We start from the raw sequence: 11,570 nt of genomic DNA, 5'->3' as shown, positions 1-11,570 counted from the left end.
CCCCGAGCGAGCATGCCACCGGCGGCGGGGCCTGCTCGCCGGGAGACGCAATCGGGGCTGCATCGCCCGGCCCGGTCGGCCAGGCCGTCGAGGTGCCCAGTGCCGCGTCCAGGACGGGGCTCGCCCGGGAGGGCGTGCACGGCGCGACCGGCCAGGGGGCCTCTGCCGCGGTCACCCCGCACACCGGATCCCGCGGAGCAGCGCAGCCTGCAGTGCGGGGCGGTCCTCGGGGACGCCGAGCCGGATCGCGTGCTCGACCCCGCACATCAGGTGCTTCAGCCGGTGCGCGGTCACGCTGCGGTGCACCACCCCCGCCTCGTGCGCCCGGCGCAGCACCGCGTCGTACCGGTCGAGGATCGCCGTGACGATCTCCCGGACCTCCGGTGTGTGGCCCGCCTCGCGCACCAGGACGTCCTGCACGCCGTCGTTGCGGAGTTGCAGGTCGAGGGCCTGGTCGACGAGCCCAACCAGCGCCTCCCACGGATCACTCGTCGCCATCGCCTCGGCGCAGGCGGTGTCGAGCTGTTCGAGGGCGTCACGGGCGAGCGCCTCGACGAGCGCCTGCACGCTCGGGAAGTGCCGGTACACCGTCGCCACACCGACGCCGGCCGCCCGTGCCAGGTCGTTGTGGCGCAGGTCGGCGAGGTCCCGGGTCCGCGCGGCCTCGAGGATCCGGTGACGGCTCCGTCGGGCATCGGATCGCGGCGCTCGCATGCCGCAACTCTACCTCTTAACCGGATGAGTCATCCGCTACAGTCGAAGAGACGGATAGATTATCCGATAGGAGTGCTCATGCCCTGGAACCCGCACGCCCTTCCCGACCAGTCCGGCCGGGTGCTCGCCGTGACCGGCGCGACGGCCGGAATCGGCTACTTCGCCGCCGAGCAGCTGGCCGCCGCGGGCGCCCACGTCGTGCTGCTCGGGCGGTCCCCGCAGAAGCTGGCCGTCGCCGAACGGAGGATCACCGAGCAGGTTCCGGAGGCGACCCTCAGCTCCGTCGTCGTCGATCTCGCGTCGCTGGAGTCGGTCCCGGCAGCGGCCGACCGGCTCGCCGCGATCCCTGCGCTGCACGGGATCTTCCTCAACGCCGGCCCGGACGCGACCGTCCGTGGGGTCACCGCCGATGGGCTCCCGGTGCAGATGGGCACGCACGCCGTCGGCAACGTCGCGTTCGCCTCCACCGTCCTGCCGCTGCTGTCCCGGACCGCCGCGACCCAGCAGGGCCGGGGGCGTCTCGTGTTCGCCGGCACCGGTTTCGTCCGGCGGATCGCGGTGTCCCTGGACGACCTCCTGCAGGTGCCCCGGTTCCGCCTCACCGCCTACGTCAAGGCCAAGACCGCGCTCGAGGTGTACGCCTACGAGCTGGACCGCAGGCTCCGGGCGGACGCCGTCCCGGTCGACGCGATCGTGTCCGATCCCGGTGTCGGCGTCGACGCGAAGACCCCGGTCCGGGCCGGGATCGCCGATCCGGCGATCCGTTACCAGCGCAACCCGTTCACCCCGTGGGCGCAGGGGAAGGACGGCGCGGCCTGGTCCGCGGTGCGTGCCCTCACCGATCCGGACGCCGTCGGCGGCAGCTGCTACGGCCCGGCCGGTGCCGCCCGCGGCGTACCGACCCGGCTCGAGCCGGTCGCCCGCACCTCTCGTCCGCCGGCAGGGGAGGCGCAGCGCATCACCGTCGAGCTGCTCCGGATCGCCGGGATCGAGACGGGTGCGATGCAGCAGCACCGGTAGCGCGGGCCCGGCGGGGGCCGGGCTCAGCCGCCCGGATGGACGGCCCACTCGGGCATCTCGGGGAACGGTGCGAGCCGGTAGGCCGGGGGCTCGGTGCCGTGCAGGTGGCGTACCAGGTGGTCCCAGGTGCGGCGGGTGACGTAGTGCCGGCGGCCGGTGAAGTCGTGCTCCACACTGGGGACGACGAGCATGTCGACGTCGGCGTCGGCCTGGATGAGCGCGTCCACCAGCCGCATGGCGTGGTGCGGCAGCACGTTGTCGTCGAGCTCGCCGTCGATCAGCAGCAGCCGCCCGCGCAGGTTGCCGGCGTGCACGGTGTTGACCAGCGCCCGGCGGGTCTCACCGGTGAGCTCCCCGTAGTTCTGCTCGACCCAGAACGGCAGATAGATGGAGAAGTCGTGCGGGCCGGCCTGGGCGACGCCCACCGAGAACAGCTCGGGACGGGTCAGCATGGCCCGGACGGTGAAGAACCCGCCGCCGGAGTGTCCGGTGATCCCGACCCTGTCGGTGTCCAGCCAGGCGTGCCGCCGGCCCAGCTCGCGGATGGCGGCGACGTGGTCGTCCAGTGCCGCGGTGACGCCGAGCTCGCCGTATGACTGGTCGAGGAACGCCTTGCTGCGGACCGGGGTGCCCCGGCCGTCCAGTGCGACGACCGCGAACCCGAGCGCGGCCAGCGCCTCGGGCTCGCCGGTGAACAGGTCGCCGAACGCGGGCGAGGCCCGGTGGATGTTGGGTCCGGGATAGCTGTGGTCGACGACCGGATAGCGCCGCGCCGGGTCGAAGCCGTGCGGGCGCCACAGCAGCCCGTGGATCGGCGTACGTCCGTCGGCCGCGGTCGTCCGGAACCGCTCGGGCGGGCTCCACCCGGCCGCCTCCAGCGCGGCCGTGTCCGGGGCCTCGAGCTCGACGCGCACCCTGCCGTCGTCGCCGAGCACCCGCGCGCGGGGCGGCACGCTGACCGTCGAGGCCCGGTCGAGGAGGTAGCCGCCCTGGGGCGGGGTGACCGCGTCGTGGTCGAGGTCGTCGTCGGTGATCCGGACGAACCCGCCGCCGTCGAGATCCACCCGGCAGATCTGGCGGAGGTAGGGGTCGTCGTTCAGCCCACAGGCCAGGAACCACACCCGGCGGCGGTCCTCGTCGACCCACAGGACCCGGCGGACCAGCCACTGCCCGCCGGTGACCCGTCCGAGCAGCTCGCCGTCGGCGGAGTAGCGGTACAGGTGGCCCCAGCCGTCGCGCTGGGACCACCAGAGGATCTCGCCCGAGTCCAGCACCCGCACCAGCGGCGGGACGTGCAGGTACGGCGAGGGATCCACCCTGGTCCGGCCGGTCTCGGTGATCAGCGTCGTCCTCGCGCCGGTGGCCGGATCGAGACGGCGCAGCTCCAGCGTGCGGCCGTCGCGCGACTGGTGCAGGAGGTGCACCGCCGCGCCGTCCTTCCCGGTCCACCACCGCCGGGCGAGGTTGTACTGGCCGAGCACCTCCGGCCCGCCCGACGCCGGCACGTTCTGCCCCGTGCGCACGTCGAGGACGTGCCACGTCACGGTGGCCTGCGCGTCGTCGCCGGGCATCGGGTAGCGGATGCGGTGCGCCACCGGACGGCCACCGCCCTGCGGTGCGGCCTCCACCAGCACCTGCTCGGGCAGCCCGCGCTGGTCGATCCGGTGGGTGATCAGGCGGGTGGAGTCCGGCGACCACTCGGCCACCAGCAGCGAGCCCATCCCCAGCAGCGGGAGCTTGAGCTTCGTCCCGGCCTCGGGGAAACCGCCGTAGTCGTGGTGCGGCACGGCGTCGTCGGTGAGGGCGAACTCGCGGCGGCCGTCGCGGCTGCGCACCCACACGTTGCCGTCCCGCCGGAACGCCACCAGCGTCCGGTCCGGTGACAGGATCTCGCCCGGCCCGACCGGCGGGCCGTCCGTCTCGACCGGTGTGCAGGTCCCGGCCCGGTCCGACCACTCCCAGCCGGCATCGAGGGCGGAGAACCGGACCACGTCCGGATCCCGGCCGGGGAGGTCGAACTCGACCGCGGTGAGCGGCAGGTCGTCGGCCGCCACCGCGTGCCCGGACGCCTCGGACAGCGCGGCGGCCAGCTGCTCGTGGTCGAACGCGTCCCGCCGGGTGCCCGCGGCGGGATCGACCAGGACGTACCGCCCGCCGGAGCGGTACCGGAACCGGGTGCCGTCGGCCGACCACTCCGGTACGACGGCGGCGGTCGGGATCAGCCGGGCGCGGTAGGGCGCGAGCATCTGCTCGGCGCGGGCGTAGTCGGCGTCGGTGAGCCGGATGCGGTCGGCCTGGTCGGTCATGGGACCTCCTCGTCGGGTGCCGGGGACGACGAGGCAACACCCCGACGTCGCGTCGGGGTCCAGGCGGCTGCGACGCGGATCACATGCCGGCGCAACCCGGCCGGGTGTTCACGCCGGGCACCTGCGGAGCGCTCCGACGACCTCCTCCGGGGCGGTGTGGGCGCCATGCTGTTCAGGGCGAAGCCGGCGGTGTTCCTGACCGAGCTCGGGCCGACGACGCCGCCGGGACCGACACCGCCGGTCCGGTCCGGGCGCCGATCGACCTGCCGCCTGCACCCTGGCCGGCCTGGCCGTCGACCTGGTTGGCGCGCTGGGCCTCGGCTTCGACCTGGAGGCGCTGGCGCCGGGCCGGAGTGATCGGCTCCGCGATCGCGCTGGAGCTGGCCAGGGCGGGCCGGCGGGTGACCGTCGTCGACCGGGCCGGTGGTCCCGGCGAGGGCTCGACCAGCCTCCAGCGCGATCGTGCGCCACAACTTCTCCACCCTGGCCGGGGTCGCGACGGCGCTCCCGGTCGTCGGACGTTCGCCGAGCAGGTGCTCGACGACGTTGTCCCACACCCGGCGTCGGATCGCGATCGCCGGCGCCCCGACCCGCGGCTGGGCCCGGCGGACTGCGATGAACCGTCACGACACCCGGGGTCTCGCCCGGGTTCAGCTGCTCGGGCTGCGCAGTCTCGCCGGGAGCGCTGCATCGCCGTCAGGCCAGGCAGGTGAGGGGCGTGCCGCCGTTGTAGGTGACCATGTCGCCCAGCGCCGCGAACACGTCGATCGCCCCGCCGCGATCCAGGCCGCCCAGCTCGGCGTAGGCGCGGTGCAGGTTGCCGACGATCCGCTCGGCGTCCGGCCAGCCGGCGAAGCGGCCCAGATCGGTGTCCCGCGCGGCCTGCAGCGGGGTGACCCCGGCGGCCCGGCCCCTCGCCGCCAGGTCGAGCACGAACCGCAGGTAGTCCACGGTGTCGTCGAGCGGGCCGCGGCCGTGGAAGACCGGGCCGTGGCCGGGGACGGTGGTGGTCGCGCCGAGCGGCGCGACCACGTTCTCCAGCACGTCGACGGCGCCGGCCACCGACCCCATCAGCAGGAACGGGGTGCCGCCGTTGAAGACCAGGTCGCCGCAGAACAGGGTGCCGCGCTCGGGGAACCAGACCAGCGAGTCGTTGGTGGTGTGCGCGGGCGTCCCGACGTGGCGGACCTCGGCCCGCAGCTCGCCCAGGTGCAGCGTGACGCCGTCGGTGAAGGTCAGGAACGGCGGATCGAGCGGCAGGTCGCCCCAGTCCGGGTTCTGCCAGAACGGCAGCTCGCGCGGCGGCCCGAAGGCGATCATCTCCGCGCGGGCCCGCTCGTGCGCGACGATGGTCGCGGTGTCGAACAGCGCGTTGCCGAACGTGTGGTCGCCGTGGTGGTGGGTGTTGACAAGGGTCCGCACCGGTGCCGCGGTGACCGAGCCGATGGCGTCGACGAAGGCCCGGGTGCGGCGTTCGGTGGAGCACGAGTCGATCGCGACCACGCCCTGCGGGCCGACCGCGAAGCCGGTGTTGTTGATCCACCAGGTGCCGTCCGGCTGGACGTAGGCGTGGATGCCGTCGGAGACCTCCTCCAGCCGCGGCGGGCCGAGGACGGTGATGTCGTGGGTGTGCGCGCTCATGCGTGCTCCTTCCGCAGTGGACGGACCGGTGCGCCCGGGACGACGGGTGCGTCGATCGCGCCGAGCCCGTCGATCTCGAGCCGGACCCGGTCGCCGGGGACGAGGTAGGGGTAGGCGTCGGCGCCGTGCACGCGGGACAGCTCGAGGATGCAGCCGGTGCCGACGGTGCCGCTGCCGATCAGGTCGCCGGGCAGCACCCGGGTGCCGCGCGAGGCGTAGGCGATCATCTCGCCGAAGCTCCAGTACAGGGCGTCGAGCCGGCCCGCGCTGTACCGGCGGCCGTTCACCGCGGCCGTCATCGCGGCGGCCGCGGGCAGCTCGTCCGGGGTGAGCATCCACGGCCCGCAGCTGGACGCCGAGTCCTTGCCCTTGGCCGGCCCGAGGTTCAGCCGCATCTCCTCGGCCTGCAGGTCGCGGGCGCTCCAGTCGCAGAACAGCGTGTACCCGGCGATGTGCGCCACCGCCTCGGCGGGGGAGAGGTCGGCGCCCTCCCGGCCGATCACGGCGGCGATCTCCAGCTCGTAGTCGAACGCCGCGCTGCCCGGGGCGACCGGCACCGGGTCGTGCGCGCCGCGCAGCGCCGCCGGGTTGGTGAAGTAGAAGACCGGCTGCCGGTACCAGAGCGGATCGACCTGCAGTCCGATCGCGGCGCTAGCGGTGACCACGTGCTCCTCGAATGCCATGAAGTCCCGCACCGACGGCGGCCGCGGCACCGGTGGCAGCAGCCGCACGGTGCCCGGGTCGATCCCCGGCCCGGCCGGCGCCCGGGCGGCGGCCTCGTCCAGCCTGCCGAGCAGGTCGATCAGGGGTGCGTCCGCCGGGTGCAGCCGCCCGTCCCGCCAGACCGCCGCGCGTTCCGTGCCGTCCGCCTCGGTGTAGCTGCTCCATCGCATGGCACCACTCTGGCCGGGACCGCCGGCCGGATCATGGCCCGATCAGGTTGCGATCCGCGATGCCCGCCTTCGGCCCCTCCAGCGGTACGTACCGGACCCCGGGGTGCGGGAAGTACCGGCGGGCGGGTTCGGCGTGCAGTCCCAGCCGCCCGCTCGTCGCGACCGCGGTGAGGGCACCCGAGGGGGAGCGCACCGCCACCCGCCCGCGCCCGTCGTCGGCGGCCCCCAGTCGGCCAGCCCGAATCCGAGCACGCCGATCCGCAGCAGCGCCGAGTCGTGCGTCGGGCGCCCGACCTGTTCGACGAGCGCGTCGAGCCGGGCGAGGACGGTGGCGGCCCGCGGCAGGAAACGCTCGCCGGCCGGGGTCAGCGTGACCGAGGCCAGCCGGTTCGGAGACCACGCCGCGCGGCTCGCCGACTTCCACCGGATCGCCGACACCTACTTCGCCTCCGACGGGCTGCTCACGCTCGGGGTCTCGCTCTCGGAGCTGTTCGGCCTCCCGTGGGACCGGACGGTCGCCGAGCTGTCCGCCGCCCGCGAGCGCCGGGCGCTGATCGTCGACCGCACCGGCTGCGTCTGGGGCGGTGCCCTGACCGGCGGCGTCACCGAGCCGGACGCGCTCGGCCTGCTCGGCCCGGACATGGTGCACGTGCACTGCATCACCCTCGACGACGACGAGTGGAGCGCCCTGGCCCGCAGCGGCGGCAAGGTGTCGATCTCGGTCGAGACCGAGCTGAACATGGGCACCGCGAAGGAGGTCCTGCGCTGGGGCACCGTGAACGCCGCCGACGCGCTGGGGCTCGGCGACCGGATCGGCTCGCTGACCCCGGGCAAGCAGGCCGACCTGCAGCTGGTCGGCGGGGGAGCGGTCGAGCAGCACCCGCGGATCGACCGTACGCCACGCTCGCCTTCCAGACGACCGCGGCCGACGTGCGGACGGGGCTGGTGGACGTCCGGATCGTCGAGCGCGACGGCGTGCTGACCGGGGTGGACCTGCCGGCGCTGACCGCGGAGGCGGACTCGGCCGCCGGCGCGGTGCTCGGCCGGATCCGGGACGCCGGCCGGGAGCTGCCCGGGACCCCGCCGGGCGCCTTCGAGGCGCTGGAGCCGATCGCCCGCGGCTGGCACGACGAGGCGGTCCGGGCCGTGAAGGCCGCCCGGGCCTTACCGGCCGGTCACGGCCCCACGGGCCACCGGTCTGCGGACCGGGTCAGTGGCGCACGCCGGTCTCGGCCCGCTCGGCCAGCGCCGTGTTCATCACCGCGAAGCCCGCCTCGGTGGAGCGCAACGTGCTGCGCAGCAGCGGGACGAGCAGTCCGGAGAACCGCTCGGACTGGGTGAACCGGGTGGCGCCGGGGCCCAGTGGGCGGACCTCGAACGAGTGCGCGCCGGCGAAGATCCAGGTGGCGAGCAGCCGGCCGAGCCAGGCGAGCCTGCGTCCGGGCTCCACCTCGGTGACGGTGGGGGAGAAGTTGTTCGGCTTCCCGCCGGGTGGGACGACGGTCACCGCGAGCCGCGCGCCGACGACGAGGTCCCCCTCGAGCCTGGTCATGAACGGGTTCCAGGTGGGGTAGGCGGCGGTGTCGGTGAGGACCGCCCAGACCCGGTCGGCGGGAGCCTGGATGTCGATCGTGTGGCTGAGAATGGTGGGCATGGGGGTCCTCTCGGGATCCGGTCGCCGCGGCCGTCGTCGGTGAACCGGCACGAGTAGACGATCCGGGTCGCCGTCGCACCCAGGGCGCGACCGGTCACGGCGGGGGGCGGACCGGACCGGTGCGGCCGGCGGGGCACCTACGTGGGTTCTACCGACGCGGCTCCACCGGCTGCCCGACGACGCTGGCGTCGGCGCGGAGTACCCCCGCTCCGCCGGTCCGGCCCGTCGTGGGCCGTACGAACAGGAAGGACACCGATGACGTCGGTCGATGCAGTGCTCGATCCCGCGGGCAGGGCCGTGATCCCCCCGACGGTCCTCACCGGGGTCCTCGACGTCGGGCGTCGGGAGGGATCGTCGGTCATCCCGTGGTTCTCCGGGACCGGCCTCGAACCCGGCCTGCTGCAGGCCCCGGGCGTGCTGGTGTCCCTGCACCAGGTCCGGACGGTGCTGCGCCGGGCACTCCCGGCGCTGGACCGAGGCCCGCTGGGTATCGAGGTCGGCGAGCGGGACGCGCTGCTGTCGTTCGGGCTGCTCGGCGTCGCGATGCGGGCCTCCGGGACCCTTGGCGAGGCGCTCGCGCTGGCCGAGGAGCTGCACCAGACCGCGGGCAGCCTGCTCGACATGGAGCTGGAGGACCTCGGGGAGCACACCGCGATCCGGTTCCGCGAACGCTGGCCGGACCCGGACCTGGTGGCGTTCCTGTGCGAGGAGGCGCTCACCAGCACCCTCGTCATGGTCCGGTCGATGCTGGGGGAGCCGTCCTGGGTGCCGTCCCGGGTCGCCCTGACCTACCCGCCGCCCGTCCACGCCGCGCACTACCGGCGGACCTTCCGGTGCCCGGTCGCCTTCCGGTCCGCGACGAACTCCCTGGTCCTGTCGTCGGCGCTGCTGCGCAGGCGGCTCGCGACCGCGCACGAGCCGACCCGTCGGGCGGCGCTCGAGGCGTGCCGGACGATGTCGGCCCAGGGTGAGCCGCCGTCCGACCTGGTCGCCTCGATCGAGATGATGATGGCCGGGCACCTCCGGCGACCGCTGAGCATGCGCGACGTCGCCGAACGGCTGCATGTCACCGAGCGGACCCTGCACCGCAGGCTGTCCGAGTCGGGCGTGCGGTTCCGCGACATCGCGAACCGGGTCCGCGAGCGTCGCGCGACGCTCCTGCTGGCCCGGTCGTCGGTGCCGATCAGCGCGGTCGCGGCCGAGGTCGGGTTCAGCGACGCCCGCGAGTTCCGCCGGGCCTACCTGCGTTGGACCGGCCGCACCCCGTCCCGGGCGCGGCAGGACGGCGGGGCCGCCGCCGGTCCGGTCCGTACCGCGGGCTGACCGGGGCCGCACCCACCGCGGCACGCCGTACCGGCACCGCTCCCCAGAGGTGCCGGTACGGGTGCGCCGCACCCGGGAGCCGGGGCGGCGGCCTGGCGGCGGTGACCCCGGCCGCGGACAGAGATGCCGACGCCGGTCATGGCGACGGACGGCCGGGTCGACACCGATGCCGCCGAGCACGACCGCGGACGGAGCCCTCCGGAGTCAGCGGGCCGACGCCGCGGCGACCTCGGGGCGGTCCTGCGCGGCCGACCCGAGGAAGCCGAGCAGCGCCTTGCCGACCTCGTCGGCGTGGGTCCAGAGCAGGCCGTGCGGGGCGCCGTCGATCTCGACGTACTGCGCGTCGGGCAGCCCCTGCCGGAACCGGCGCGCCGTGGCGTCGATCGGCAGGATCCGGTCCGCGGTGCCGTGCAGGATCAGGGCCGGCTTCCCGCCGGCCCGGACCGCCTCGACGTCGGCCCGGAAGTCCTCGATCCACGACGAGACCACGGCGTACGCCGCCACCGGTGCGCTGCCGACCGCGACGTTCCAGCTGCCGGTGACGGCCTCCTGGCTGATCCGGTTGCCCAGGTTCTCGTCGAGGTTGTAGAACTTGTCGAAGAACTGGGTGAACCAGGCGTACCGGTCGCCCTTCGCCGCGGCCTCGATCCCGTCGAACACGTCCTGCGACACGCCGTCCGGGTTGTCGTCGCGGGCCACCAGGAACGGCTCCAGGGACGCCAGGAACGCCAGCTTCGCGACCCGGCCGTCGCCGTACCGGGAGATGTAGCGGGCCAGCTCGCCGGTGCCCATGGAGAACCCGACGAGGACGACGTCGCTCAGGTCGAGCGTCTCCAGCAGGGTGTTCAGGTCGGCGGCGAAGGTGTCGTAGTCGTAGCCGGTGCCGACCTTCGACGAGCGCCCGAAGCCGCGGCGGTCGTAGGTGATGACCCGGTATCCGGCGGCGAGCAGCTCGCGGGTCTGGAGCTCCCAGCTGTGCCCGTTCAACGGGTAGCCGTGGATGAGGACGACGGGCTGCCCGTCCCCCTGGTCCTCGTAGTACAGCTCGACCGGGGTGCTGTTCTCGGTACCGACGGTGATGAGTCCCATGGCTCTGTCTCCTCATGAGGCGAACAAGCGGACACCGAGTGGACCGCACCCCACCACCCCCGCCCCAGGGTCCGACCTGCCACGACGGGTGGGGGATCGGACGAGCCGGGCACCCCGGTCCACGCAGACGATGGGACAGCAACTCCGGTGTCCGGCCCATGTCCCGGCCGGGACCCGGGTGGCGATGATCGACCACGTGAGCAGAGCAGAGCAGGCACCGCAGCACACCCTCGTGGTGGTCGCTCATCCCGATCCCCGGTCGTTGACCCACGCGGTCGCCCGGGAGATCGCCAGGGCGACCGAGGACGCGGGCGGGTCGGTCGAGACGGCGGACATCGCGGGGGAGCGGTTCGATCCCGCGTTCACCATCGACGACGTCCGCCACTACCACGGTGCCGCCCCCGCCCCGGCCGACGTGGTCGCCGAGCAGCAGCGGATCGACCGCGCGGACCGGCTGGTCCTGGTGTTCCCGGTGTACTGGTGGTCGATGCCGGCCCTGCTGAAGGGCTGGATCGACCGGGTCTTCGTGAACGGCTGGGCGTTCGACCACTCGGTGGAGAAGGGGATCACTGCCCGGCTGACCGGTACCACCGTGCACCTGGTCCCGATCGCCGGCGGGGACGCCGCCGGCTACCGGCGGCACGGCTACACCGAGGCGCTCCGGGTGCAGGTCGAGAGTGGGATCTTCGGGTTCTGCGGTGCGACCGCCGGCTCGGCGACCACGATCTTCGAGTCGGAGGCGACGACGGCGGACACCGTCGCGGCCGAGATGGAGTCGCTCGCCGTGGCCGTCCCGGGAGCCGCCGTCGCCACAACCTGATCAGCCGACGGGTTACCGCTGCCGAGCGTTGCGAGATGGCGGCCGCGACAGCCATCTCCTGACCGACCGTTACGAGCTCACGATGGTGGCCGCCGCGCTCGCCGACGGCA

General features: G+C 74.2%; 12 protein-coding genes. 5 read left to right on the top strand and 7 right to left on the bottom strand.

The genetic code is table 11. The annotated features are described in order from the left end of the window. Positions 1–171 precede the first annotated feature (171 nt). Positions 172–714, bottom strand: coding sequence for a helix-turn-helix domain-containing protein (locus tag ABZ881_RS28860; protein ID WP_358488908.1), 543 nt, complete (start codon positions 712–714; stop codon positions 172–174). 78 nt (positions 715–792) lie between these two features. Between ABZ881_RS28860 and ABZ881_RS28855 the strand changes: the two genes are divergently transcribed. After that, a complete protein-coding gene (locus ABZ881_RS28855) occupies positions 793–1,734 on the top strand; it encodes an SDR family NAD(P)-dependent oxidoreductase (RefSeq protein ID WP_358488905.1) in 942 nt (313 codons plus the stop codon). 23 nt (positions 1,735–1,757) lie between these two features. Here ABZ881_RS28855 and ABZ881_RS28850 read toward each other — a convergent pair whose 3' ends face one another. Continuing rightward, positions 1,758–4,040 (bottom strand): DPP IV N-terminal domain-containing protein, encoded by a 2,283-nt coding sequence (locus ABZ881_RS28850; protein ID WP_358488855.1) that lies wholly within the window; start codon positions 4,038–4,040, stop codon positions 1,758–1,760. A gap of 83 nt (positions 4,041–4,123) precedes the next feature. Between ABZ881_RS28850 and ABZ881_RS28845 the strand changes: the two genes are divergently transcribed. Continuing rightward, positions 4,124–4,753: an FAD-dependent oxidoreductase gene (locus tag ABZ881_RS28845; RefSeq protein ID WP_358488853.1), complete on the top strand. Its 630-nt coding sequence runs from the start codon at positions 4,124–4,126 to the stop codon at positions 4,751–4,753. On the opposite strand, the gene ABZ881_RS28840 is transcribed toward ABZ881_RS28845, so the two are convergent. The 3 genes from ABZ881_RS28840 to ABZ881_RS28830 are packed head-to-tail and all read right to left on the bottom strand — an operon-like array spanning position 4,737 to position 6,767. Beyond that, entirely contained in the window at positions 4,737–5,681 is a 945-nt protein-coding gene (locus ABZ881_RS28840; RefSeq protein WP_358488850.1) for an MBL fold metallo-hydrolase, read from the bottom strand. The two genes, ABZ881_RS28845 and ABZ881_RS28840, sit on opposite strands and share 17 nt — an antisense overlap. Further along, a complete protein-coding gene (locus ABZ881_RS28835; RefSeq protein WP_358488849.1) occupies positions 5,678–6,574 on the bottom strand; it encodes a fumarylacetoacetate hydrolase family protein in 897 nt (298 codons plus the stop codon). The genes ABZ881_RS28840 and ABZ881_RS28835 overlap by 4 nt, the downstream gene beginning before the upstream one ends. 31 nt (positions 6,575–6,605) lie before the next feature. Next, entirely contained in the window at positions 6,606–6,767 is a 162-nt protein-coding gene (locus tag ABZ881_RS28830) for a hypothetical protein (protein WP_358488848.1), read from the bottom strand. A gap of 177 nt (positions 6,768–6,944) precedes the next feature. On the opposite strand from ABZ881_RS28830, the gene ABZ881_RS28825 reads away from it, so the two are divergent. Then, positions 6,945–7,556, top strand: a complete 612-nt coding sequence (locus ABZ881_RS28825) for an amidohydrolase family protein (protein WP_358488845.1) — start codon at positions 6,945–6,947, stop codon at positions 7,554–7,556. Between the two features lie 228 nt (positions 7,557–7,784). Here ABZ881_RS28825 and ABZ881_RS28820 read toward each other — a convergent pair whose 3' ends face one another. Then, the gene (locus ABZ881_RS28820; RefSeq protein WP_358488843.1) at positions 7,785–8,228 is read right to left on the bottom strand and encodes an SRPBCC domain-containing protein; all 444 of its coding nucleotides are present in this window, start codon (positions 8,226–8,228) and stop codon (positions 7,785–7,787) included. Positions 8,229–8,483: 255 nt separating this feature from the next. Between ABZ881_RS28820 and ABZ881_RS28815 the strand changes: the two genes are divergently transcribed. Next, positions 8,484–9,551, top strand: a complete 1,068-nt coding sequence (locus ABZ881_RS28815) for an AraC family transcriptional regulator (RefSeq protein ID WP_358488841.1) — start codon at positions 8,484–8,486, stop codon at positions 9,549–9,551. Between the two features lie 204 nt (positions 9,552–9,755). Here ABZ881_RS28815 and ABZ881_RS28810 read toward each other — a convergent pair whose 3' ends face one another. Continuing rightward, the gene (locus ABZ881_RS28810) at positions 9,756–10,640 is read right to left on the bottom strand and encodes an alpha/beta hydrolase (RefSeq protein ID WP_358488838.1); all 885 of its coding nucleotides are present in this window, start codon (positions 10,638–10,640) and stop codon (positions 9,756–9,758) included. A 196-nt stretch (positions 10,641–10,836) separates the two neighbouring features. Here ABZ881_RS28810 and ABZ881_RS28805 point away from each other — a divergent pair, with 196 nt between their 5' ends. Further along, entirely contained in the window at positions 10,837–11,460 is a 624-nt protein-coding gene (locus ABZ881_RS28805) for an NAD(P)H-dependent oxidoreductase (RefSeq protein WP_358488836.1), read from the top strand. Positions 11,461–11,570 lie beyond the last annotated feature (110 nt).

It is taken from the genome of Pseudonocardia sp. NPDC046786 (assembly GCF_040645415.1).
GTDB classification, from domain to species: Bacteria; Actinomycetota; Actinomycetes; order Mycobacteriales; family Pseudonocardiaceae; genus Pseudonocardia; species Pseudonocardia kongjuensis.
This window is presented reverse-complemented; position numbering and strand designations above follow the sequence as displayed.

Bases quoted from the DNA above. Each gene is read 5' to 3' on its own strand.
- ABZ881_RS28860 (WP_358488908.1), bottom strand. From the start codon at position 714: ATGCGAGCGCCGCGATCCGATGCCCGACGGAGCCGTCACCGGATCCTC.
- ABZ881_RS28855 (WP_358488905.1), top strand. From the start codon at position 793: ATGCCCTGGAACCCGCACGCCCTTCCCGACCAGTCCGGCCGGGTGCTC.
- ABZ881_RS28850 (WP_358488855.1), bottom strand. From the start codon at position 4,040: ATGACCGACCAGGCCGACCGCATCCGGCTCACCGACGCCGACTACGCC.
- ABZ881_RS28845 (WP_358488853.1), top strand. From the start codon at position 4,124: ATGCCGGCGCAACCCGGCCGGGTGTTCACGCCGGGCACCTGCGGAGCG.
- ABZ881_RS28840 (WP_358488850.1), bottom strand. From the start codon at position 5,681: ATGAGCGCGCACACCCACGACATCACCGTCCTCGGCCCGCCGCGGCTG.
- ABZ881_RS28835 (WP_358488849.1), bottom strand. From the start codon at position 6,574: ATGCGATGGAGCAGCTACACCGAGGCGGACGGCACGGAACGCGCGGCG.
- ABZ881_RS28820 (WP_358488843.1), bottom strand. From the start codon at position 8,228: ATGCCCACCATTCTCAGCCACACGATCGACATCCAGGCTCCCGCCGAC.
- ABZ881_RS28815 (WP_358488841.1), top strand. From the start codon at position 8,484: ATGACGTCGGTCGATGCAGTGCTCGATCCCGCGGGCAGGGCCGTGATC.
- ABZ881_RS28810 (WP_358488838.1), bottom strand. From the start codon at position 10,640: ATGGGACTCATCACCGTCGGTACCGAGAACAGCACCCCGGTCGAGCTG.